Below are 20529 nucleotides of genomic sequence, written 5' to 3'. Positions count from 1 at the left end.
CCTTTCGACAGCTATTTAATTAGGCTTTTGCCCGTCATTTCTTTCGGTTGTTTCACATCTAATAATCCGAGCATCGTCGGAGCGAGATCGGCTAAAATGCCATCTGTTCTTAAGTGTACCGTTTCGTCTGTGACAATGACAGGCACAGGGTTTGTCGTATGCGCAGTCATCGCATCGCCGGCTTCTGAAGTGACCTCATCGGCATTCCCGTGATCAGCGGTAACGATCAACTTTCCGCCTTTCGCAAATACGGCTTCCGCAATGCGACCAAGTTGTTCGTCCACCGTTTCAACCGCTTGAATCGTTGGCTCTAACATACCCGAATGGCCAACCATATCTGGGTTTGCAAAGTTTAAGATAATCGCATCGTGCTGATCACCCGCGATCGTGTCTAGTAGTGCATCTGTCACTTTGATCGCGCTCATCTCCGGCTGAAGATCGTACGTTGCTACTTTTGGAGAATCGATGAGGATTCGTTCTTCACCTGGAAATACATTATTTTGACCACCGTTCAAGAAAAACGTCACGTGGGGGTATTTTTCGGTTTCAGCGATTCTTAGTTGTCTTAATCCCGCTTCTGACAATACTTCACCTAACGTGTTCACAGGCCTCGTTGGCGGGAAGGCAATCTCTGCTTTTATACTCGTATCATATTGCGTCATCGTTGCATAAAAGAGGTTCAAAGGATGCCTGTCCCCACGTTCAAAGTCGGTAAACTGCTCATCGGTCATCGTTTTCGATAATTGGATCATTCGGTCAGGACGATAGTTGAAACTAATGATGGCGTCTCCCGTCTGAATGCTTTGTGCAGCTGGGAGGATGGTCGCTCGATAAATTCATCATAGACGCCCTTCTCATACGACTCACGAATCGCAGCAATTGGATCTTCGGCAACGACACCTTCACCATCAACTAAAGCTCGGTACGATTTCTCTACCCGCTCCCAACGGTTGTCTCGATCCATAGCAAAGTAGCGCCCGTGCATCGTTGCTAGCTTGCCGACACCGATCTTTGCCATGTTTTCTTGCAACGATTCAATATACGTCTTCGCCGATTGTTGACCGACATCTCGACCGTCTAAAAACGCATGTACGTACACGTTATAGAAATCATGGCGTTTCGCATGCTGAAGCAAGGCGTACAAATGATTTTGATGGCTATGAACCCCACCATCAGATAGTAAACCATACAAATGAAGGCCGATTTGTTCCGCTTTGCATGTTGGATTGCTTCAGCAAACACCGCATTCTCAAAAAACGTTCCAGCGGCAATGCCTTTGTTAATTAACGATAAGTTTTGATGAATGACCCGGCCCGCACCGATGTTCATATGGCCGACTTCTGAGTTGCCCATCTGTCCTTTCGGTAATCCAACATCTTCACCTGATGCCGACAATGTCGCGTGTGGGTATTTCTCCCAAAGTTGATCAAAATGAGGCGTATTTGCTTGCGCTACGGCATTTCCTAACGTCTCCTCTCGCATCGCGAAGCCGTCAAGGATAATGAGCGCGACCGGTTTCTTGTGCCTCATTTAGCGGTTTCCTCAATGAGAGAAAGATAAGAATCCACATCTAAGCTCGCTCCGCCTACGAGCGCGCCGTCAATGTCTTCTTCTGCCATATAACTGCGAATGTTCTCCGGTTTGACACTTCCACCGTATTGAATGCGAATCGATTCTGCCGTCTCCGGACCGTATGTGTCAAAGAGAAAGCGGCGAATGGTTGTGCACATCGCTCCGGCATCTTCTGGTGAGGATGATTTTCCTGTTCCAATCGCCCATACGGGTTCATACGCAATGACAATGTCTGCTGCTCTTCCAGATTCAATACCATCCAGCGCATCTTCTAATTGCTTTCTTACAACCGGCTCTGCTCGTCCAGCTTCACGTTCTTCCAATTGCTCACCTACACACAAAATCGGCGTGATTCCATGGTTTAATGCAGTTTTCACTTTCAAGTTGATCCGCTCATCGGTATCGTTATAATGCTCACGACGCTCAGAGTGACCAATAATGGCAAGTTTTACACCGACCGAAGTAAGTGCACTTGCGCTAATTTCTCCGGTAAATGCACCTTTTTCTTCTTCATGTACATTTTGGGCACCGATTTGAAGATTCGTACCGACCGCTCGCTCTTTCATACCTTTCAAAGAGACCGCCTGGCCACAAACGGCATATTCCACCGATTCAATCGACGGAACACGCTCGACGACTTGGTCAACAAACTTGAGTGCATCTTCATCCGTCAGATTCATTTTCCAATTTCCAGCAATAAATGGCTTTCTCATTTTGATCACCTCTTATTTATCTTGCAACGCCATTACACCTGGTAGCGTTTTGCCTTCCATAAATTCTAATGAAGCGCCTCCACCAGTGGATACATGGCTCATCGCTCGGTTGACGCCAAACTTCTGAACCGCAGCTGCTGAGTCTCCTCCACCAATGATCGTGTACGTGTCACTACCTGCCATTGCCGCAGCAACACCTTTTGTACCATCGGCATACGGATCCATTTCAAATACGCCCATCGGCCCGTTCCAAACAGCAAGTTTGGACTCACGAATGGCTTTCGCAAACCTTTGAACCGTCTCCGGACCAATATCTAGCGCTTGCCAGTCGTCAGGGATTTCACTGATCGGGACAATCTTCTTGTCTGCTTCTTCACTAAATTCAGCAGCGACTTTCACGTCCGTTGGCAGAAGTAGTTCCACGCCATTGTCTTCAGCTTTTTTCATGAATGATTTGGCGGTTTCAATCTTGTCTTCTTCTAATAAAGACTGGCCTACACCATGACCTTGCGCGCGAACGAATGTGTACGCAAGACCTCCGCCAAGAATGAGGGTGTCCACTTTATCGAGCAAATGATCAATCACGTCAATTTTATCTTTCACTTTCGCGCCACCGATGATCGCCACAAACGGGCGGCTCGGATTTTCAAGTGCTTTCCCTAACACATCCAACTCTTTTTCAAGGAGTAATCCGGCAGCCGACGGTAAATGATGGGCAATTCCCGCTGTAGAAGCGTGCGCTCGGTGGGCCGCACCAAATGCGTCATTCACATATACATCAGCAAGTTGTGCAAAAGCTTTCGAGAGCTCCGCATCGTTCTTCTCTTCACCTGGCTCAAAGCGTACGTTCTCAATGAGTAACACTTCACCTTCAGAGAGCGCTGACGCTGCCTCTTTCACCGATTCACCGACGACGTGATCGACCTTTTGTACACCGCCCTCTACCAGTTCATTCAAACGCTCTGCAACGGGGTTCATTCTTAACCCTTCAACCACTTCACCTTTCGGACGACCGAGGTGGCTTGCCAAAATAATTTTCGCTCCGGCTTTTTGAAGCGCTTCAATCGTAGGAAGTGCAGCACGAATTCTCGTGTCATCCGTAATGGTTGTCCCGTCCAATGGGACGTTAAAATCTACGCGGCAAAACACGGTTTTTCCTTGCAGATCATGATCACTTATGGTTTTTTTGTTCATTTGATATGGCCTCCTTCAAACGAGAAATAAGGGAGCAAACGCATCCGTTTCTCCCTTTTCCCTTTACCTGTATTATTATAACCCAATCTTGGCCATATGAGCGACTAGATCAATCACACGATTGGAATACCCGTATTCATTGTCATACCACGAAATAACCTTTACCATGTTGCCTTCCATCACCATCGTAGACTGTGCATCAACGGTTGAAGAAAGCGTACTGCCGTTATAGTCACTGGATACAAGCTCTTCTTCACTGTAACCAAGAATACCTTTAAGTTCTCCTTCAGAGAGTTCTTTTAGTGCTGCATTCACTTGTTCTTCCGTCACATCTTCATTCAATTCTGCAACGAGGTCAACGAGAGAAACATTCGGCGTCGGCACACGCATCGCCGCTCCGTTAAGTTTCCCTTCAAGTTCAGGTAGCACGAGCGCTACAGCTTTCGCAGCTCCCGTTGATGTCGGAATAATGTTCTCTGCTGCTGCACGAGCACGACGATAGTCTTTGTGTGGTAAATCAAGGATTTGCTGATCGTTCGTATACGAGTGGACCGTGTTCATGATCCCGCGACGAATGCCGAACTTATCGTGAAGTGCTTTCGCTAAAGGAGCGAGACAGTTTGTTGTACACGACGCATTAGAAACGACATAGTGTTCTTCTGGATTGTACGTTTCATGATTCACCCCAAGTACAAACGTCGCGTCAACATCTTTTCCTGGTGCCGAAATGACGACACGCTTAGCGCCACCTTCGATATGCTTATTCGCATCTTCTTTCGACGTAAAGCGCCCTGTTGATTCCACAACAACATCAACACCATACTTGTCCCAACCGATTTGAGCAGGATCTTTTTCAGAAGAAATTGCAATGGATTTGCCACCTACGACGAGGCTGTCTCCGTCCACTTCTACTTCTGAAGCGAATGTTCCGTGCACGGTGTCGTACTTTAAGAGATGGCGAAGCATATCGGCATCCGTGAGATCGTTAATGGCCACCACTTCTACATCAGGATTATTGAGTGAAGCTCTGAAAACCAAACGTCCAATACGACCAAATCCGTTAATTCCAATTTTCGTTGTCATCTATAATTCCTCCTCTAATGTTTGCAGTACAGCTTTCGCTGCACCTTCATCGGTAATAAGCAAATCACTTGGCCGGTGTGTCATATAGGAGGCAATTGCTCTCGCCTTTGACTGACCGCCGGCAATCGTTATGACCTGTTGGTCTTTATTCAAATCTTGAAGTTGTAGACCAATTGTTCGTTCTTTATGAACAATCTGTCCTTCTTGATCAAAGTAATACCCAAAAGCTTCAGATTGTGCATGTTGCTCAGCGAGACCAGTAAGCTTACCCGGGTCTGCACTTCTTCTCGTTGCCATCGTCATGGCATCCCCCACACTATGAATAACCATTCGCGGCGAACGAATTAACTGTAGCAACTCTCGTATACCCGGTTCTTCAATGAGTGAATCATAAGCGGTCTCACTAAGTTGGTCAGGCACGTGCAACAAGCGGTAGTTCGCTTCTGCTTGTTTTGCAAGTTCAGCACTAATCGTATTCGCTTGAAGCTCAACATTTTCACCTAACCCACCTCGTGCAGGGACAAATGTGACACCTTTCAAACGTTCATGCGGAAAAACTGAAGCCGCTAACGTCGCAAGCGTTGTTCCTCCAGCGACTGCAACAACATCCCCATCACGTAACGTGTGAATCATCTCTTCCACACATGCACGGCTCATCTCTTTTTTCACCCAAGATTGCTGATCACTATCTCCAGAAGTGACAATTACTCGACGAACGTTCAACGCTCGCTCAAGCTGTTCTTGCAACGCTGCTCGACCCGTTAACGCCTGAATGCTTGGCTCTAAAGCATGCAACAAAGAATTCCCTTCTTCTGTCAAACGCATACCTGAAGACTCTACATTGAGAAGTCGTTGCTCCTTGAGCAAATCCACTTCTCGTCTTAAGATTCGTTCAGACACGTTCATCTCAGCACCGAGTGCTCTTCGACCGACAGGTTGGCTAATTTGAATGAATCGCAGCAAATCATACCGGTGAACGAGTGACTCAATCAAGTCAGGTTGAAGCTTTTGTTGCCATTCTAGCATCGTTAACATATTCATACTGTTTCACTCTTCCTAATCGGGATCGATTATGTCCCGCGTCGACATTTTCGTTCCCGCTAAGTCGATAATTATATTATAACGAACCTCGCCCGTTTTGACAAATGATTCTGTTTTAAAAATATTACTTTGACAGGCAGAGTAATATTGCGTATGATTACTCTATCAGATAGAGGACATGAAAGGAGTGTTATGCATGGTACGAAGCGATCTACTGCGGGGACACCTCGACAGCATTATTCTGACCTTGATCGCTGAGCATGACCGATACGGGTATGAAATCTCCAAAGAAATTCGCACGCGCACGTCAGAACGTTTCGTAATAAAAGAAGCGACACTCTATGCAGCATTTCAACGTCTTGAAAAAAAAGAACTGATTGAATCTTACTTAGGGACAGAGTCTCACGGAGGAAAACGAAAGTATTATCGAATTACCCCACTAGGGAAAGCCTATCGAACAGAAATGCAAAAGGAATGGGTTGAAATGAAAGAAATTGTGGATCAATTCATGGAGGGATCGAGATGAACCGTATTCGAGCACACGTCGAGTCATTGTTTCGTGATATTCACCACTCAGAGGAAAAAGAGATTCTGATTGAGGAAATTACGGAGAATTTGACTGAAAAAGTGCACGATCTTGTGCAAACAGGTAAATCGAGGGAGGACGCAGTTAATAAAGCGATTGTCGAGTTCGGTGACGCTGAAGAGTTAAAAGAGGACTTGCGCATGAAACATCCTGAATCTAAAGAGACGACAAGAAAGCACCGAGCAAAGTTAAACTTATACTTTTCATTATGGGGAAGTGCGTTAATCATTTTGCTTTTCATCTTTATCAATTTCTATTACACACCGAACACGATTTGGTTCATCTTTCCGACGTTCGCCATTCTTTGGTGGCCACTAGCCATGACGTTTGTGTATAAACGAACAGGAGAGGAGTAACCGATGCGGCGCTCTGAATGGCTTCCAGTCATGTTAGCGACTGCAATCATTGCGTGCGTGGCAGTCGCTTTAGATCTACTTCTCTCGCCTTCACTCACTTGGTCACCGTTTTTGTTGTTGCTACTACTTCTTTGGCCACTCAGCCACTTGCCATATCGCACGTATAGCATCACCGGCAGTACGCTCATATTCATTACTTTAGCGTTAATTAACAGCATCGAAACCCCGCACTACGCATGGTTCTGTTCACGCTGCCGATATTCGTATGGCCACTTTCCGCTTGGTTTCCACGTACATTTAAAAAACCGTTCATGGCTTGGACCTGTTTCTTTGTCATTTCGCTCTATTACATCGGGCTCAACATCTGGTGGGAGGACCGCTTCCCGTGGGCAATCTTTCCCGTATTTGCGTTACTCTGGTGGCCGATGACCGTTCAGCTCGTTTGGCGCCCGGTCCTGTACGCATTCGTCATGTCAGGCTTATTAGCTCTCTTCTTTATCGTAGTGAATCTCGTCACTACACCTCAACAATTGTGGGCGGTATATCCCATCTTCGTGTTCATCTGGTGGCCGCTTTCAATGTATTATTTTTACGGTAGGCAGATTCTGTCCAAATAGGACCGAATCTGCTTTTTTACGTCGTCCTCATCGTAACTTTCAGGGAAAATAATCGTATGAAATACGATGCCATTCATAAAAGTCGTTAAGTTTTCTAATTCAGACTGCCCCGTTTTTCCTTCAGCAAGGCGACCATCTGCTTCTAACATAGTTAAAACGTCCTCGACAAACCGGTAACACATCGTTGCATACCGTTCCTTCATTTCTTTAAACTCCGGTTGCTTTTCAGACATGAGTACGAACTTTACCCATACATTATTCTCAATACGTTGCTCCTCGTTTTCAATTTGCACGTATTGGGTAAGCATGCTTACAGCATTCTCAATCGTCGATTTCCTTTCCAATACAACATTGTTCACCCGTTCATCCGTTTTCTCGTAAAGCATTTGGATTGTGAACGAAAACAAGTCCGCTTGCTTTGGAAAGTAATATTGAACAGAACCGAGAGAATAACCGACTTCATGTGCAATTGCCCTTAACGTCGTTTTCTCAATTCCTGTTTTGTAGATCATGCGAATGCACGTTTCAGCAATTGTTTTCTTACGTTCATAGTGGTCTACTACTTTCGGCACAACAAATCCATCCTCTTGATTTTATTAATACAAATGTATTAAAATAATTATTATAAGTCAAATGACCGAAAAAGGTAGTTCTTATGTCAACCTTGATTGAATATATTATCGTTTTTGCCTTAAGTACAATTCCATTTTCGGAATTTATCATTTCAGTCCCAACAGGCATTATCATCTTTAATCTAAACCCGATTATCTCAACAGCGGTTGCCATTGCTGGCAACCTATTAAGTGTTGTCGTGTTTGTTTTTCTCGGAAGCCAAATCCGGCGGTTCATCAACCGATTTAAGAACCCTGACCTGCCACCTAAAAAACGAAATCCGAAGTTCAAGAAATTCTACGACCGGTACGGCGTGGCTGGCCTTTCGTGGTTAGGCTCCACCCTCCTTAGCAGTCAATTAACCGCAACCGCCATTGTATCCTTTGAGGACTCAAAGGCAGCTGCAACGTATTACGTAAGTGCTGCTGTCATTACGCTCTCAATTGTTGTCGCTATTCTTTCGGTTGTTGCTGATGAATGGCTCGCATCGGTGCTCAATCTGTAAGCTTATTTTTCAGTTTGCTCGTTTAACCGTTTAACCCGGCGCCATTGGAAAACGAGGTCAATGACAGACACAAAAACGATGAGCCAAAAAATTTCATTTTCTGGTGAAATGCCTATTTGTGATTGACCGCCGATCACATCGAGGAAAAAAATAAGTCCCACGACGTATACCGTTAACACAAGCTGCGTCTTAAATCGGTATAACGGATCACTCGTGTCAATCGCTTTAACTTTGAATATGATGAAGTAGATGATAATAATTGCGATGAACCAAATTACAATGGAAACGCCTCCGATGATCGGCATCTCTGGAAAGGAATCTCCGACTAGCATAAGTGTAAATACGATGAGTAGAAGTGTGTGCACGAGTATGTTTTTCATGTTGCAAGACTCCTTTTCCGCGCAAAAGTCGTGCAAGCACCGACCTTTACGCAAATCGCTTTCTTTTTGATGATGCGGGAATCTTTAGCTCGTCGCGATATTTCGCTACTGCGCGTCTAGAAACTTTCACACCTTGTTCTGTATGAAACCGGTCCGTAATCTTTTGATCGGATAATGGTTTCATTTTATCTTCATCATTAATCCATTGTCTAATCGCTTGCTTAAGAACTGTTGAAGACGTTTCATCGCCACCGGTGTTTGCCAATCCTTTACTAAAAAATGCCTTTAACTCAAAGCACCCTTTCGGAGTTTGCATGTACTTGGCTGTTGTTGTCCTCGACACTGTCGATTCATGCACGTCCGCTCGTTCCGCAACATCACGAAGCGTCATCGGCTTTAAGTTGCCTGAAGATAGAAACTCCTGCTGGAAATCAACAATCGCCTCTGTCACAAGTCGAACCGTCTGCTGACGTTGATCAATGCTTTTTAGTAGCCAAACGAGTTGCTTATATTTCTGATGGGCGTATTCCACCGCTTCATGATCAGACTGATTTTTCTTTTCAAGAAGGTTACGGTACTGCTTGTTCATCCGAATGCGAGGCAACGACTCATCATTAAGCTGAACTGCCCACTGTCCATCTTGCCACTCTACATATACGTCGGGTGAGATAAACTTCGGGCTCTCTCCACCTACCCCTTGGGCCGGCCAAGGTTTAAGGCTTGAAATGCAGTCCTGAACGCTTTGTAGCTCTTGTAGCGTCACGCCAAGTTCTTCACTTAACCGCTTCCATTTCTTTTCAGCAAACGTTTGCAAATGATGCTCGACAATCACTTCAGCTAGCGTATGCTCTTCAGGAAGTGATTGCAGTTGCAAAAGCAACGATTCCGCAAGTGATCTTGCGCCAATACCTACAGGTTCAAACCCTTGCAAGATGTAGAGAGCATTCGCATAATCTGCCTCGCTCATACCAACTTCTGAAGCGCCGTTCCAATCTCCAATCCGTAAATATCCTTGTTCATCTACATTGTATATCAAGTATGTTACCTGATCGTATACTTGTGTGGACACATCTTGGTGCTGAAGCTGATCAAACAACATCGTCGTGAGTTCTTCACCACTTGCTTTAATTTGTTCAAGATAAGAATCTTTTTCCCTCGCTTCGCCACCACCGTCTTCCCGGTCTTGCCACATGACGGGTGCATCGTAAGCGATTGGCTCGTCTCTTTTGGAGTCAATTACTTCGAGTAGTGGATTCTCTAATGCCTGCTCCTCAATGTATTCTGACAATTCGAGCGATGAGTACTGCAACAGCGAGATGGCTTGGCGAAGTTGCTGTGTCATGACAAGTTTCATTGTCTGTTGTTGAAACAAACCCATCTCCAGGTTCACTACACGCCGCCCCCTCTACGAAAATATGTCTAAATAATGAACGTTACAATTATTATACGCTACATTAAGAAATCACGCTAGATGCGTTTGAATCACCTGCATTTCGGAAATCATATAAGAGTGCATGTGTTGAATCGGACATTTTCATTTGACCTTTATTGACCAATGCGGTAAGATATATGCAGATATTCCAAGGGAGGTTTGATGATGAACTTAATTCCTACAGTTATTGAACAAACAAATCGCGGAGAGCGTGCGTATGATATTTATTCGCGCTTGTTGAAAGACCGCATTATTATGCTTGGGTCTGGCGTTGATGATAACGTAGCAAACTCGATCGTTGCGCAAATGCTTTTCCTACAAGCTGAGGACCCAGATAAAGACATCTCTTTATACATTAACAGTCCCGGTGGCTCAATTACAGCCGGTATGGCCATTTACGATACAATGCAATACATTACGCCGAAAGTATCCACAATTTGCATCGGTATGGCTGCTTCAATGGGTGCATTCTTGCTTGCTGCTGGAGAAAAAGGCCAACGCTTTGCACTGCCAAACAGTGAAATCATGATTCACCAACCACTCGGTGGTACACAAGGTCAAGCTTCTGATATCGAGATTCATGCTCGTCGCATTATTGAAATGCGTGAAAAACTCAACACCATTCTTTCTGAGCGTACAGGTCAACCTCTTGAAGTCATTCAAAAAGATACCGATCGTGATAACTTCATGACAGCAGATGCTGCGAAAGACTACGGTCTTGTCGATCAAATCTTTGAAAAGAACGGCCAACCAGGTAAATAAAGCATTCTCACGCACGGCACACGCCGTGCGTGTTTTTTTATGTGCACCAAATCCATAGACGTTTATCTAAAAGAAGCAAAGTGTAGCATCGGAAAACAGACACGTTGCCTATAGGTTTGGGGGGGGGGGTTCGTGCCGCATAGAACCGCTGTCCGGAATAGAAATGTGCGGGGCTCTCATTTTGGGCCGGACAGAACCGTTGCCCGGAACAGAATTGCGCAGGGCTCTATTTTTGGGCCGGACAGAACCCTTGCCCGGAACAAAATGTGCGGGGCTCTCATTTGGGCCGGACAGAACCGCTCGTCCGGAACAGAATTGCGCAGGGCTCTATTTTTGTGCAGCAGAACCCTCTGCCCAGCATGAGCAGTTCGTGCTTAACTCATCCGACTTAGGATTTGAAAGCCTCGGGCGTCTAAGACCGATTGTTAAAAAATCCGCCCCTATCCCATGTTCCATGTGTACAATTTCTGTGTGTGTTAGTGAAACCGCGAATTGCCTTAGCTACGACAACCCCTCTAATGCTTAGCGATAGAGGGGTTTCGTCGATTCAAACGTCATTTAACAACTGGTAAAGTTTTGTTTTTATATACTCGTATCCTTCCTTATGTTCCTGTTTTGCATAGAAACGCAAGCCATCTGTTGCTTTAAATAGTAGATTCGCATACAGCCTTTCTTTGAAGTGGGGTATTTCAATGCCCTGTTCTTTCCAAATCTCTTTCATCATTTTAGGAAAGTTCATCTCTGGTGACCAAAAATGAAGGCCTGCTAAGTCGAACATGAAGTCACCTTGCATAGCCATTTCCCAGTCGACAATCCCAGTAACTTTCTCCCCATCTGATAACATGTTGCCGAGATGAAAGTCGCCGTGAACTAAGAATGATGTTTTTGGCGCATATGACGCGAGCTCCATCATTTTTTTGAACCCTTGATCAAAGGGTTCCCTTTCTAGTATCTCATCTTCAAATAGTGTTTTCCAATTCCCATAAAATCCGTCGGCCTCTTCGATAAAGAAACTTTCGAGCACTTCTGGCCAGGAGGTCAGCTTTGCATGCCCTTTAGGGTCGATCCATCCAAATTTTCCATTCGTTTTCGTATTTGCGATTTTAGAATAAACGAGCGTTAAGTTTATTAAGATGTGGCCTTGGGTACTTTTTTCATACGAAACAATTGGCTTACCCGTTGCTCTTTCGCTAAACATGTAGTGAATGCCATTAACGACATTCGTACGATGCACTACGGGTATTGGAAGTGTTGCTCCATATTTATGATAGACTTGTCTCGCTTTATCTATGCTTTCACTGTCGGGCCTAAAATGAGCAACATACTGAGCAGTAGCGGTTTCAAATTGATACACGCTGCTTCGTTCACCCATATCAATTCGTTTAATATGAACGGCATCTGGGTGCTCGTCGCAAATAATGTTTGCTGCGTCTTCACCTGTAAGATTAAGTTTAAATGATTTCATGCGTCTCACCTCACTAATAGCCCGCATTGTAGCATACGTTGATGGTTTGTTAAACGCACTTATCGATCTGTTAGTGAGCAATCATCTCATGCACAATATCCTCTTCGTTAAGTTCTGTAGGATAATATGTTGGCCAATTCGTTACTTCATCTAATAGATCCTCTCTGTCATCGCCCCAGTACAAATGGAAATGGTGGGAGCTGGTTGGAGCAATTTCGTGATCACTAAATTGAATATATTCAGGCATGGCTTCGTCTCCATCGACCTTTTCAAAGATAAAGCGAACCCCTCGATTCCCTGCATCATATGTCAAAATTTCATATCCATCGTATTCATAATTCGCTGTACTTTCCTCATCATTTTCATAAAAAGTGAAGCTGTCATCTCCAATAACAATTTGATCAACATCTGTTTCATACCCTACTTCATAGTAATCTTTATACTCTTCAGCAGACATATCACTGCCCTCTTCATCGGCTTTATGCTCAAACACCTCGTCTAATGTACCATCTACCAAATAGGGATAAACGGACTGCCAATCACCATTCCAATCGGATAATGTGCGATCTTCTACATCGTCATTATAAAAGAAGCCATCATAGATTCTTTGGCTTTCTTCATCGTGAGCATGACTATGTGCATGGTCGTGGTCGTGATCATCTATGACAACTTCTACTGAAGAGGACTGGACATATGCTTCATGATCAGCATCAAAAAGTACTGCTTTAATCTCTTGTCCATCATGTGTAGCTTCTCCTGAATAGTGTTCGGTACCATGGTCAGGTACTGATTGCCACTCCGAATCATGATCAGCTCTCGTGTACCAGTGCCAATGATCATAATCTACATCTTCATCGAAGCTCGCTACCAATTCTATTGAATCACCTGTGTGGTAATGATCTGCTAATCCCTCAATATCAACATCTTCTGGAGAATTCTGACCAGGGTCTTCATCATGGTCAGAATGATCCTCTCCTCCTGTTTCTTCTACTTGCTCATCTACACTAGAAGCACTCGAACCTACATCTGAAGTATCATCGGAATCACAAGCTACAAAAAACGCTGATGCGAGTACAATGCTCCATCCTTTAAGTAGTTTTTTATTCATTATTCATATCTCCTTATTTGATTACCTATTAATTTTAAATTTGAGGTATTTCTTTCATTCAACGTAGATAAGCTTATTCATCATCGTTTAGCGCAATTTCTAGCGTATCAATGTTCATTCTCATCATACTGAAATAATCTTCTTCATTCTCGAGATCTTCCTCAGAGATGCTTTCCATATTACGTAGAATGAGGCTCTCAGCCCCAATCTCTGATTGTATGACTTCACTAATCGTACTGCTAACATTATTTTCAAATGTTACGTATTGAATATTGTTCTCTGATGCTACTTCTACAATTTCCACAAGGTCGGCCTGTGAAGGTTCTTGTGTCGTGGATAATCCATGAACGCTAAGCTGCTCAAGCCCGTAACGTTCTTCCCAATAGCCATACGCGGCATGGGAGACAATAATTTGATGGTGATCTGCTTCCGCAAACGTCTGGCGAAATTCTTCATCAATCTTTTCTAATTCAGTTTTCACTTTTTCAAAATTTTGTTCGAATGTTTCACTCTCTTCAGGAAGTAATTCAATGAACACCTCTTTAATATTTTCAGCAATTTCTATGCTTAGAATTGGATCTAAAAACACATGGGGGTCACCCATCCCACTCGTACCATCATGATCATCAATCACAATTTCTACAGGTGAAGATTGGACATACGGGTCTAGATTATCATCATAAATAACGAGCATAATTTCCTGACCGTCTCTAGCTTCGGCTTCGAAATTTGTCCGATCCTGACCCTTTGCTGGCTCCCATTGGTGATGCGTATGTTTTCGGGTATACCATTGCCAGTGATTAGACTGGAGTGCTTCTTCAATTTCTGCTGTAATAACCACCGTGTCTCCCGTATGATAATGATCAGCAACGCCTTCCACAGCTATTTCTTCTGGAATATCATCACCATACGGGTGGCTCTCGACATCAGGATTATCGACACTATCCTCATCGCTGCGTTCACCTCGTAAAGGAATGTGCTCTCCCGCTGCTATTACGTAAACATTTTCATCATATAGAACATCTTCCACTGTATCTGCAAATGGTTCTAATCCAACACCGGAATATATAAATACATCTTGTTCTGCAAGTTTTACAAAGTCAGTGGATGAAGGTTCAAACGTATGTGCATCCGCATTTGGAGGATATATACTTTCTGCTTCTACGAATTCTCCGCCAATTTTATTTGCAAAGTCCTCCAGTGCAAAAAGTGTGGTTGAAACCTCTAATATATCGTTGCCTCCTTCTGTTGGTTGCTGCTGATGATCCATACACGCCGTAAGTATTACAGCAAATCCAAAGAAGAAAACATATAAAATTTTCATTTATCCTCCCTCAATTACCTACTTGATTTTTAAGTCCAAGTATTTGTCGTTTATGCGCATGTTTGCGAAAGGCAATACGAGACCTTCCAAATGTACGCATGGAGACTCTAGGACGACCTCATAATCACCCTTTTCTTTTAGCTCTTTTCGAAGTTCAGCATACTTCACTACCAACTCATGACGCTTTCGTTTTTTTGCATTCTTCGAAGTTTTCGCCCATACACACCCCTCCTTCAATATCATAAATCGTAATCATTACGATCGTAACGGTTACGATTTACAGGTTAAACAAATCTGCTCGTATTGTCAACACTAGATTTTGATATACAGAGAATACGTATCACTACGTTACAAAATGATCGGTCGTACCACTTGAGCCTTTTCTGGTGTATGAACATGTTACAAGGCATATCCTTTTTTCACGTTTGAAATTTATATCGAATAGTAGTGGTGCATGAAGTAATTACTTGAATTTTTTTCAGTTTTGTTGAATTCTCCCCTTCACATCCTCTTTATGATTAAGACTTTCCTATGGATGCTCGTTCTTCGGCAGAAAACGGCTTCAATTTCTTGACTTAAAGACTATGAAATTCAAAGAAAAGAAAGGACAAAAGACGTAAGTATTTTTCGCATAAAGGTCTAAACGCCTGTCTTTCCACGATTCTACAGGATTTTTATTAAGCATACCGAAATAATTTACTGTAGGAAAAAGGAGGATTGTAGCATTTAAGGGAGTCGATTAACGGGATAAAAAGGGAGGATTTTATGAAGAAATTTAAAACATTCGCACTATCTAGTATTTTCTTTCTGTTAGCTTCATCTGCACTTCCATACGCGGCAACTGCCGAGGAAGCAGAAAAAGCGATTGAAGCACAAATTTTTGGTGTTCATGATTTCACGTCTTCGCAGACTAAGACGGTCATCGTTGAACTTGAAGAAAAGTCTGAACTAGACGCAAGACAATCAGGTGAACGCCAATCCCGCTCCGTACTAACAGACGAGCGTAACCGTGTACTTAATGACATTGAAGTGAACGTCAGCTCTGTTGATGTGGTTCAAGAATATGGGTATGTCTTTTCTGGATTTTCCATCGAGCTTCCAGAAGATGAAATTCCACAGCTTCTAACCATCGACGGCATTAAAGCCGTTTATCCAGATGTGGAATACGAAGTGGACACAATTGGTGAAGACATTGCCATTGCCGAAGAAGAGTTTAGCCCAGACATGCTTGACAGTGGACCATTCATCGGGAATCAAGAAGCGTTTGATATGGGGTATACCGGGGAGGGTGTAACCGTCGCTGTTATTGATACCGGTGTCGATTATACACACCCTGACTTGGCCCCAGCTTTTGGGAGTTATAAAGGGTATGACTTTGTTGATAATAATGAAGATCCACAAGAGACACCTCCAGGAGACCCTCGTGGTGGTTCCACTGACCACGGTACTCATGTAGCGGGAACGGTTGCCGGTAGTGGTCTTGTTACTGGGATTGCCCCGGACGCGAACCTTCTTGCCTACCGTGTACTCGGACCCGGTGGTTCAGGCACGACAGCCAATGTTATCGCTGGGATTGAGCAAGCGGTTCTCGATGGCGCCGACGTGATGAACTTGTCGCTAGGGAATTCGCTGAACGACCCAGACTTTGCGACGAGCATTGCCCTTGATGTGGCAATGGAAGACGGTGTTGTTGCCGTTACGTCTAACGGGAACTCGGGGCCAGAGAACTGGACTGTCGGCTCGCCAGGTACGTCACGCGAAGCCATTTCAGTCGGTGCAACACAATTGCCTTTCGCTGAGTACACTGCAGCAATGCAAACAGAAACTGGCAGCTATCCATCTGCTGAGGTAATGGGCTTCTCTAACGAGTTGGATTTACTTCGTCTAAACGAAGGAGAGTATGAATTCTTTGACGCAGGCATTGGTGCACCTGAAGACTTTGAAGGTGTTGACGCAGAAGGCAACATTGCACTGATGATTCGAGGGGACTTACCATTCGTTGAAAAAGCAGAGAATGCAGCAGATGCTGGAGCTGTCGGTGCCATTATTTACAACAACGTCGAAGGATCTCAACCTGACGTTCCAGGTTTAGACATCCCGACGGTAAAATTGTCGCTTAATGACGGACAAGCAATGCTAGATGCGCTCGCTAACGGGGACAACACTGTTTCATTTGACTTTGCTTTTGACCGTGAAGTTGGAGAAACGGTTGCAGACTTCTCTTCTCGCGGACCGGTCATGTTTAACTGGATGATCAAACCAGATGTGTCTGCACCAGGGGTATCGATTGTAAGTACTGTGCCAACACACGATAGCAGCAACCCACACGGATATTCTTCCAAACAAGGGACGAGCATGTCAGCACCACACGTCGCTGGTGCAGCAGCTATTCTTTTGGATGCAGATCCGGATGCAAGTGTTGAACACGTACGTGCAGCATTAATGAATACTGCAGAAACGCTCGTCGACGCTGATGGGAATACGTACCCGCATAATACGCAAGGAACAGGTAGCATTCGCATTCCAGATGCCATTAACGTAGACTCTACAGTCATGCCTGGCACTCATTCGTTTGGTATCTTCAATGAAGATGAGGGTGTACAAACGAAGCGAAGCTCGTTTACGATTAATAACGTTTCTGATCAAAGGCAAGCGTACGGCTTCTCGATTGAATTTGACGGTAATCCTTCTGGTATTAGTGCGATGACGAGTAGTGACATTGCGCTTCAGCCAGGGCAAACTGGTGAAGTCCGCCTGAACATTCAAGTGAACCCTGACCTTTTAGACAGTGGTTATTATGAAGGTATGATTACTGTTGAAAGCCTCACCGATACAATCGAGGTACCTACAATTCTATTTGTCGACGAGCCTGACTATCCACGAATTACTTCTCTAGATGTTCTTGATACAGAGAAGCCAAATGAGTTTGATCTTGTTGCAAATGTACCTCGTGGTGCAGAGGAACTTGGATTCTGGCTCTATGACGCAGAAACAGGCAACTATTTAGGACTTGCTGACTCGTATACTGATGTTGCTGGTGGTACGTTTGAGGAAACATATGATGCGACTCATCTTGACGCTGGTGATTACGTGATGATTGGGTATGCTGAATATCTCGAACAAACGAATACCGCTCAAAGTGACGTGTTTACAGTCGTCGAAAATGACGAAGATGCTTCGCAGCCAGAACCAACTCCAGACCCAGAAAACCCACCGCTTTGTGAACACAGCGCGTGGTCAAGCTCTTCCATTTATGTAGGAGGAGACCGAGTTGAGCACAACGATAACTTCTACGAAGCCAAATGGTGGACGCAAGGGGAAGACCCAGAACAATCTGGACAATGGGATGTTTGGAAAATCGCTTCAGACTGCACCGAGCCAGATGAAGATGACGGTTACCCTGCTTGGTCAACATCTGACATTTACGTCGGCGGAGACCGTGTACTCCATGACGGCCAATTATTTGAAGCCAAATGGTGGACACAAGGGGAAAACCCGAACAATTCTGGACAGTGGGACGTTTGGAAGAACGTAAGCGAATAACGAAAAAAGGTTGAGCGGATCGAACCCGCTCAACCTTTTTAATGTTCAGTCACGAATGCTTCCAACGCATTCACTGCGTCTTCAGCATCATTTCCCTCAGCCTTTATTACAATTGCCGTATCTTTACGAATGGCCAAGCTCATAACACCCATAATGCTTTTCGCATTCACTTCTTGATGATTTTTTTGGATGGTGACATGAGAACCGAATCGATTTGCTTCTTGAACGAACAACGCTGCAGGGCGTGCCTGCAATCCAGATTTTAAAGTGACTGTCACTTCTCTTGTAACCATGGCTTCCCTTCCCTTCACAATCGTTTAAGCTTGCGGCAATTCAATGTTTTCGTGATTACGTAACTTCTCAGCCATCTCATCGAGTTTTCTTAGTCGGTGGTTCACACCTGACTTGCTCACTTTACCTGAAGGAACCATTTCACCGAGCTCTTTCAGCGTAACTTCTTGATGTTTCACTCTTATCTCTGCGATTTCTCTAAGCTTTTGTGGTAATTTATTCAAACCAATCTGTTGCTCAATAAACTCGATATTCTCAACTTGACGTAATGCCGCTCCGACGGTCTTGTTCAAGTTGGCAGTTTCACAATTCACCAACCGGTTGACGGAATTTCTCATGTCTTTCATGATTCGTACGTCCTCAAAATAAAGCAAAGCTTGGTGAGCGCCAATGATATTTAGAAACTCGGTAATTCGCTCGCTCTCTTTCACGTACAAAATAAACCCTTTTTTACGCTCTAGCACTTTTGCCTGCAAATCAAACTCCGCCATCAGCTTTTGGAGTGAGCGATTATGTTGTTCATATAGTGAAAAGATCTCTAAGTGATACGAAGACGTATCTGGGTGGTTCACCGATCCTCCTGCTAAAAAGGCTCCGCGCAAGTAAGCGCGCTTACAACATTGCTTCTCAATCAACCGATGAGAGATGTCTCGTGTGAATGAATACCCTTCGCCCATAATCTCTGTGTCTGCAAGAATTTCACGAACATGTTCATATAGTCGAACGATATACACGTTATTTTTCTTTAAACGCATTTTCTTTCTGACGACGAGTTCTGCTTTCATGTTATCATATGAACGTTTCAGCAACGTGTAGATTCGCCTAGCAATCGCAGCATTCTCGGTGGATATATCCAGGGATAGTTTGCCATTGCCAAATGACAGCGCTCCGTTCATTCGTATGAGTGCAGCTAGCTCAGCCTTCTCACAGCATGAATCGGTTTCAATTTGCGTTAATTCTTTTTTAGTCATCGCTGCAAAAGACGACATGAGCGTTCACCACCTTTATAATTCTATAATAATCTCTGACAGCTTCTCCGCGTGGTGACGCAGATGGCTGCTTTCGATGCGTATGAAGTTATCTTGTATCACTCGTAAACCAAGCGCTTGTAGGTTTTTCGTGTCGCACACGACAGCCTCTGCTCCTTCTTCCAAGTAACGGTTTGTCATTTCTTTAGGGATCGGTGCTTCGTTCACTAGCACATGGTCGAATACGTCGTTACCGACGTGCCTTTGAATCGCTTTCACATGGTCTGAAGCCGAAAACTGTTCGGTCTCCCCGTACTGCGTCATTACATTGCATATATAAAGCTTCTTCGCTGTTGATTGCTTAATTTCCTCTGTAATTTCGGGCACAAGTAAGTTCGGGAGCACACTCGTAAACAAACTACCTGGACCGATCACAATTTTATCCGCTTCCCGGATGGCTTGGATCGTCTCAGGTAAAGCGGCGGGGTTGCTCGGCTCTATAAAAACGCGATCAATCGTTTGTTCCGCGTGAGGGATGCTGGATTCACCGTAAACAATTGACCCATCCTTCATCTCTGCGGCCAATTCCAAACTATCATTGGACACTGGCAACACCTTGCCCCCAACATTGAGCACTTTACTAAGTTCCGTAATCCCGCGGGCAAAGTCCCCTGTGATTGATGTCATTCCAGCCAATAGCAAGTTGCCAAGCGTATGACCCGTTAACCCTTCCCCATCTTTAAAACGATGTTGAAAGAGTTGTTCAATTAAAGGCTCCACCTCGGCCAATGCCGCTAACACATTGCGTACATCACCAGGAGGAGGGATGTTCAATTCTTTACGTAACCGTCCTGAACTACCGCCATCATCTGCAACCGTTACGATTGCAGAAATATCAACGTCATATTTCTTTAAACCTCTGAGTAAAACCGCGAGACCTGTTCCGCCACCAATGACTGCAACTTTCTGCACACCCA

Annotated in this window: 19 protein-coding genes and 2 pseudogenes; 6 read left to right on the top strand and 15 right to left on the bottom strand. The window is 44.4% G+C overall.

All coding sequences use genetic code 11. The features are described 5' to 3' along the window. Positions 1 to 11: 11 nt before the first annotated feature. The 5 genes and pseudogenes from gpmI to JCM19039_RS06550 form a co-directional block, all read right to left on the bottom strand. Positions 12 to 1530, bottom strand: a pseudogene (gpmI, locus tag JCM19039_RS06570) (2,3-bisphosphoglycerate-independent phosphoglycerate mutase). Continuing rightward, complete coding sequence (gene tpiA / locus JCM19039_RS06565) at positions 1527 to 2285, bottom strand: triose-phosphate isomerase (RefSeq protein ID WP_042425149.1); 759 nt, start codon at positions 2283 to 2285, stop codon at positions 1527 to 1529. The pseudogene gpmI and the gene tpiA overlap by 4 nt, the downstream one beginning before the upstream one ends. Before the next feature lie 12 nt (positions 2286 to 2297). Further along, the gene (gene pgk, locus JCM19039_RS06560) at positions 2298 to 3479 is read right to left on the bottom strand and encodes a phosphoglycerate kinase (RefSeq protein ID WP_042425147.1); all 1182 of its coding nucleotides are present in this window, start codon (positions 3477 to 3479) and stop codon (positions 2298 to 2300) included. 75 nt (positions 3480 to 3554) lie between these two features. Next, complete coding sequence (gene gap, locus JCM19039_RS06555; RefSeq protein WP_042425145.1) at positions 3555 to 4562, bottom strand: type I glyceraldehyde-3-phosphate dehydrogenase; 1008 nt, start codon at positions 4560 to 4562, stop codon at positions 3555 to 3557. Then, the gene (locus JCM19039_RS06550) at positions 4563 to 5597 is read right to left on the bottom strand and encodes a sugar-binding transcriptional regulator (RefSeq protein ID WP_042425232.1); all 1035 of its coding nucleotides are present in this window, start codon (positions 5595 to 5597) and stop codon (positions 4563 to 4565) included. A gap of 202 nt (positions 5598 to 5799) precedes the next feature. On the opposite strand from JCM19039_RS06550, the gene JCM19039_RS06545 reads away from it, so the two are divergent. Genes JCM19039_RS06545 through JCM19039_RS23655 form a run of 3 tightly spaced genes read left to right on the top strand, consistent with a single transcriptional unit; the run spans position 5800 to position 6974 of the window. Beyond that, a complete protein-coding gene (locus JCM19039_RS06545) occupies positions 5800 to 6129 on the top strand; it encodes a PadR family transcriptional regulator (RefSeq protein ID WP_042425142.1) in 330 nt (109 codons plus the stop codon). Then, positions 6126 to 6545, top strand: coding sequence for a permease prefix domain 1-containing protein (locus JCM19039_RS06540; RefSeq protein WP_042425140.1), 420 nt, complete (start codon positions 6126 to 6128; stop codon positions 6543 to 6545). The genes JCM19039_RS06545 and JCM19039_RS06540 overlap by 4 nt, the downstream gene beginning before the upstream one ends. A 3-nt stretch (positions 6546 to 6548) precedes the next feature. Further along, a complete protein-coding gene (locus tag JCM19039_RS23655) occupies positions 6549 to 6974 on the top strand; it encodes a hypothetical protein (RefSeq protein WP_152550110.1) in 426 nt (141 codons plus the stop codon). Positions 6975 to 7134: 160 nt separating this feature from the next. Here the strand turns inward: JCM19039_RS23655 and JCM19039_RS06535 are convergent, their stop codons facing one another. Continuing rightward, positions 7135 to 7734, bottom strand: a complete 600-nt coding sequence (locus JCM19039_RS06535) for a TetR/AcrR family transcriptional regulator (protein ID WP_042425137.1) — start codon at positions 7732 to 7734, stop codon at positions 7135 to 7137. 83 nt (positions 7735 to 7817) lie between these two features. Here JCM19039_RS06535 and JCM19039_RS06530 point away from each other — a divergent pair, with 83 nt between their 5' ends. Continuing rightward, positions 7818 to 8279 carry a small multi-drug export protein gene (locus JCM19039_RS06530; RefSeq protein ID WP_042425135.1) on the top strand — a complete coding sequence of 154 codons (462 nt, stop codon included), beginning with the start codon at positions 7818 to 7820 and terminating at the stop codon, positions 8277 to 8279. A 2-nt stretch (positions 8280 to 8281) separates the two neighbouring features. Here JCM19039_RS06530 and JCM19039_RS06525 read toward each other — a convergent pair whose 3' ends face one another. Beyond that, positions 8282 to 8659, bottom strand: coding sequence for a hypothetical protein (locus JCM19039_RS06525; RefSeq protein WP_042425132.1), 378 nt, complete (start codon positions 8657 to 8659; stop codon positions 8282 to 8284). A 46-nt stretch (positions 8660 to 8705) separates the two neighbouring features. Then, entirely contained in the window at positions 8706 to 10049 is a 1344-nt protein-coding gene (gene rpoN, locus JCM19039_RS06520; protein WP_042425129.1) for an RNA polymerase factor sigma-54, read from the bottom strand. 207 nt (positions 10050 to 10256) lie between these two features. Between rpoN and clpP the strand changes: the two genes are divergently transcribed. Further along, positions 10257 to 10853: an ATP-dependent Clp endopeptidase proteolytic subunit ClpP gene (clpP, locus tag JCM19039_RS06515; RefSeq protein WP_042403517.1), complete on the top strand. Its 597-nt coding sequence runs from the start codon at positions 10257 to 10259 to the stop codon at positions 10851 to 10853. Between the two features lie 547 nt (positions 10854 to 11400). Here the strand turns inward: clpP and JCM19039_RS06510 are convergent. The 4 genes and pseudogenes from JCM19039_RS06510 to JCM19039_RS06495 all read right to left on the bottom strand — a co-directional run bounded on the left by JCM19039_RS06510 (position 11401) and on the right by JCM19039_RS06495 (position 14993). Continuing rightward, positions 11401 to 12318: an aminoglycoside phosphotransferase family protein gene (locus tag JCM19039_RS06510; protein WP_042425126.1), complete on the bottom strand. Its 918-nt coding sequence runs from the start codon at positions 12316 to 12318 to the stop codon at positions 11401 to 11403. A 70-nt stretch (positions 12319 to 12388) separates the two neighbouring features. Beyond that, positions 12389 to 13426, bottom strand: a complete 1038-nt coding sequence (locus JCM19039_RS06505) for a metal-binding protein ZinT (RefSeq protein ID WP_042425123.1) — start codon at positions 13424 to 13426, stop codon at positions 12389 to 12391. Between the two features lie 73 nt (positions 13427 to 13499). Further along, the gene (locus JCM19039_RS06500; protein WP_052398578.1) at positions 13500 to 14750 is read right to left on the bottom strand and encodes a metal ABC transporter solute-binding protein, Zn/Mn family; all 1251 of its coding nucleotides are present in this window, start codon (positions 14748 to 14750) and stop codon (positions 13500 to 13502) included. Positions 14751 to 14760: 10 nt separating this feature from the next. Beyond that, a pseudogene (locus JCM19039_RS06495) lies at positions 14761 to 14993 on the bottom strand (30S ribosomal protein S14). Between the two features lie 522 nt (positions 14994 to 15515). Between JCM19039_RS06495 and JCM19039_RS26875 the strand changes: the two are divergent. Next, positions 15516 to 18293 carry a S8 family serine peptidase gene (locus JCM19039_RS26875; RefSeq protein WP_081834367.1) on the top strand — a complete coding sequence of 926 codons (2778 nt, stop codon included), beginning with the start codon at positions 15516 to 15518 and terminating at the stop codon, positions 18291 to 18293. Between the two features lie 38 nt (positions 18294 to 18331). Here JCM19039_RS26875 and JCM19039_RS06485 read toward each other — a convergent pair whose 3' ends face one another. Genes JCM19039_RS06485 through yvcK form a run of 3 tightly spaced genes read right to left on the bottom strand, consistent with a single transcriptional unit; the run spans position 18332 to position 20524 of the window. Beyond that, a complete protein-coding gene (locus JCM19039_RS06485; RefSeq protein WP_042398077.1) occupies positions 18332 to 18586 on the bottom strand; it encodes an HPr family phosphocarrier protein in 255 nt (84 codons plus the stop codon). 24 nt (positions 18587 to 18610) lie between these two features. Continuing rightward, positions 18611 to 19573, bottom strand: a complete 963-nt coding sequence (whiA, locus tag JCM19039_RS06480) for a DNA-binding protein WhiA (RefSeq protein WP_042398074.1) — start codon at positions 19571 to 19573, stop codon at positions 18611 to 18613. A 15-nt stretch (positions 19574 to 19588) separates the two neighbouring features. Beyond that, the gene (gene yvcK / locus JCM19039_RS06475) at positions 19589 to 20524 is read right to left on the bottom strand and encodes a YvcK family protein (protein WP_042425221.1); all 936 of its coding nucleotides are present in this window, start codon (positions 20522 to 20524) and stop codon (positions 19589 to 19591) included. Positions 20525 to 20529: the final 5 nt, after the last annotated feature.

This window comes from Geomicrobium sp. JCM 19039, assembly GCF_000698145.1.
Classification (GTDB): Bacteria; Bacillota; Bacilli; order Bacillales; family Marinococcaceae; genus Geomicrobium_A.
Note: the sequence above shows the minus strand (reverse complement) of the source record. Positions and strands in the feature narration are given on the sequence as shown.

Excerpts from the sequence above, each read along its gene's own strand:
- JCM19039_RS06525 (WP_042425132.1), bottom strand. The coding sequence starts at position 8,659 with ATGAAAAACATACTCGTGCACACACTTCTACTCATCGTATTTACACTT.
- JCM19039_RS26875 (WP_081834367.1), top strand. The coding sequence starts at position 15,516 with ATGAAGAAATTTAAAACATTCGCACTATCTAGTATTTTCTTTCTGTTA.
- JCM19039_RS06545 (WP_042425142.1), top strand. The coding sequence starts at position 5,800 with ATGGTACGAAGCGATCTACTGCGGGGACACCTCGACAGCATTATTCTG.
- JCM19039_RS06530 (WP_042425135.1), top strand. The coding sequence starts at position 7,818 with ATGTCAACCTTGATTGAATATATTATCGTTTTTGCCTTAAGTACAATT.
- JCM19039_RS06540 (WP_042425140.1), top strand. The coding sequence starts at position 6,126 with ATGAACCGTATTCGAGCACACGTCGAGTCATTGTTTCGTGATATTCAC.
- JCM19039_RS06500 (WP_052398578.1), bottom strand. The coding sequence starts at position 14,750 with ATGAAAATTTTATATGTTTTCTTCTTTGGATTTGCTGTAATACTTACG.
- JCM19039_RS23655 (WP_152550110.1), top strand. The coding sequence starts at position 6,549 with ATGCGGCGCTCTGAATGGCTTCCAGTCATGTTAGCGACTGCAATCATT.
- JCM19039_RS06510 (WP_042425126.1), bottom strand. The coding sequence starts at position 12,318 with ATGAAATCATTTAAACTTAATCTTACAGGTGAAGACGCAGCAAACATT.
- whiA (WP_042398074.1), bottom strand. The coding sequence starts at position 19,573 with ATGTCGTCTTTTGCAGCGATGACTAAAAAAGAATTAACGCAAATTGAA.
- tpiA (WP_042425149.1), bottom strand. The coding sequence starts at position 2,285 with ATGAGAAAGCCATTTATTGCTGGAAATTGGAAAATGAATCTGACGGAT.
- clpP (WP_042403517.1), top strand. The coding sequence starts at position 10,257 with ATGAACTTAATTCCTACAGTTATTGAACAAACAAATCGCGGAGAGCGT.
- JCM19039_RS06505 (WP_042425123.1), bottom strand. The coding sequence starts at position 13,426 with ATGAATAAAAAACTACTTAAAGGATGGAGCATTGTACTCGCATCAGCG.
- JCM19039_RS06550 (WP_042425232.1), bottom strand. The coding sequence starts at position 5,597 with ATGTTAACGATGCTAGAATGGCAACAAAAGCTTCAACCTGACTTGATT.
- pgk (WP_042425147.1), bottom strand. The coding sequence starts at position 3,479 with ATGAACAAAAAAACCATAAGTGATCATGATCTGCAAGGAAAAACCGTG.
- JCM19039_RS06485 (WP_042398077.1), bottom strand. The coding sequence starts at position 18,586 with ATGGTTACAAGAGAAGTGACAGTCACTTTAAAATCTGGATTGCAGGCA.
- gap (WP_042425145.1), bottom strand. The coding sequence starts at position 4,562 with ATGACAACGAAAATTGGAATTAACGGATTTGGTCGTATTGGACGTTTG.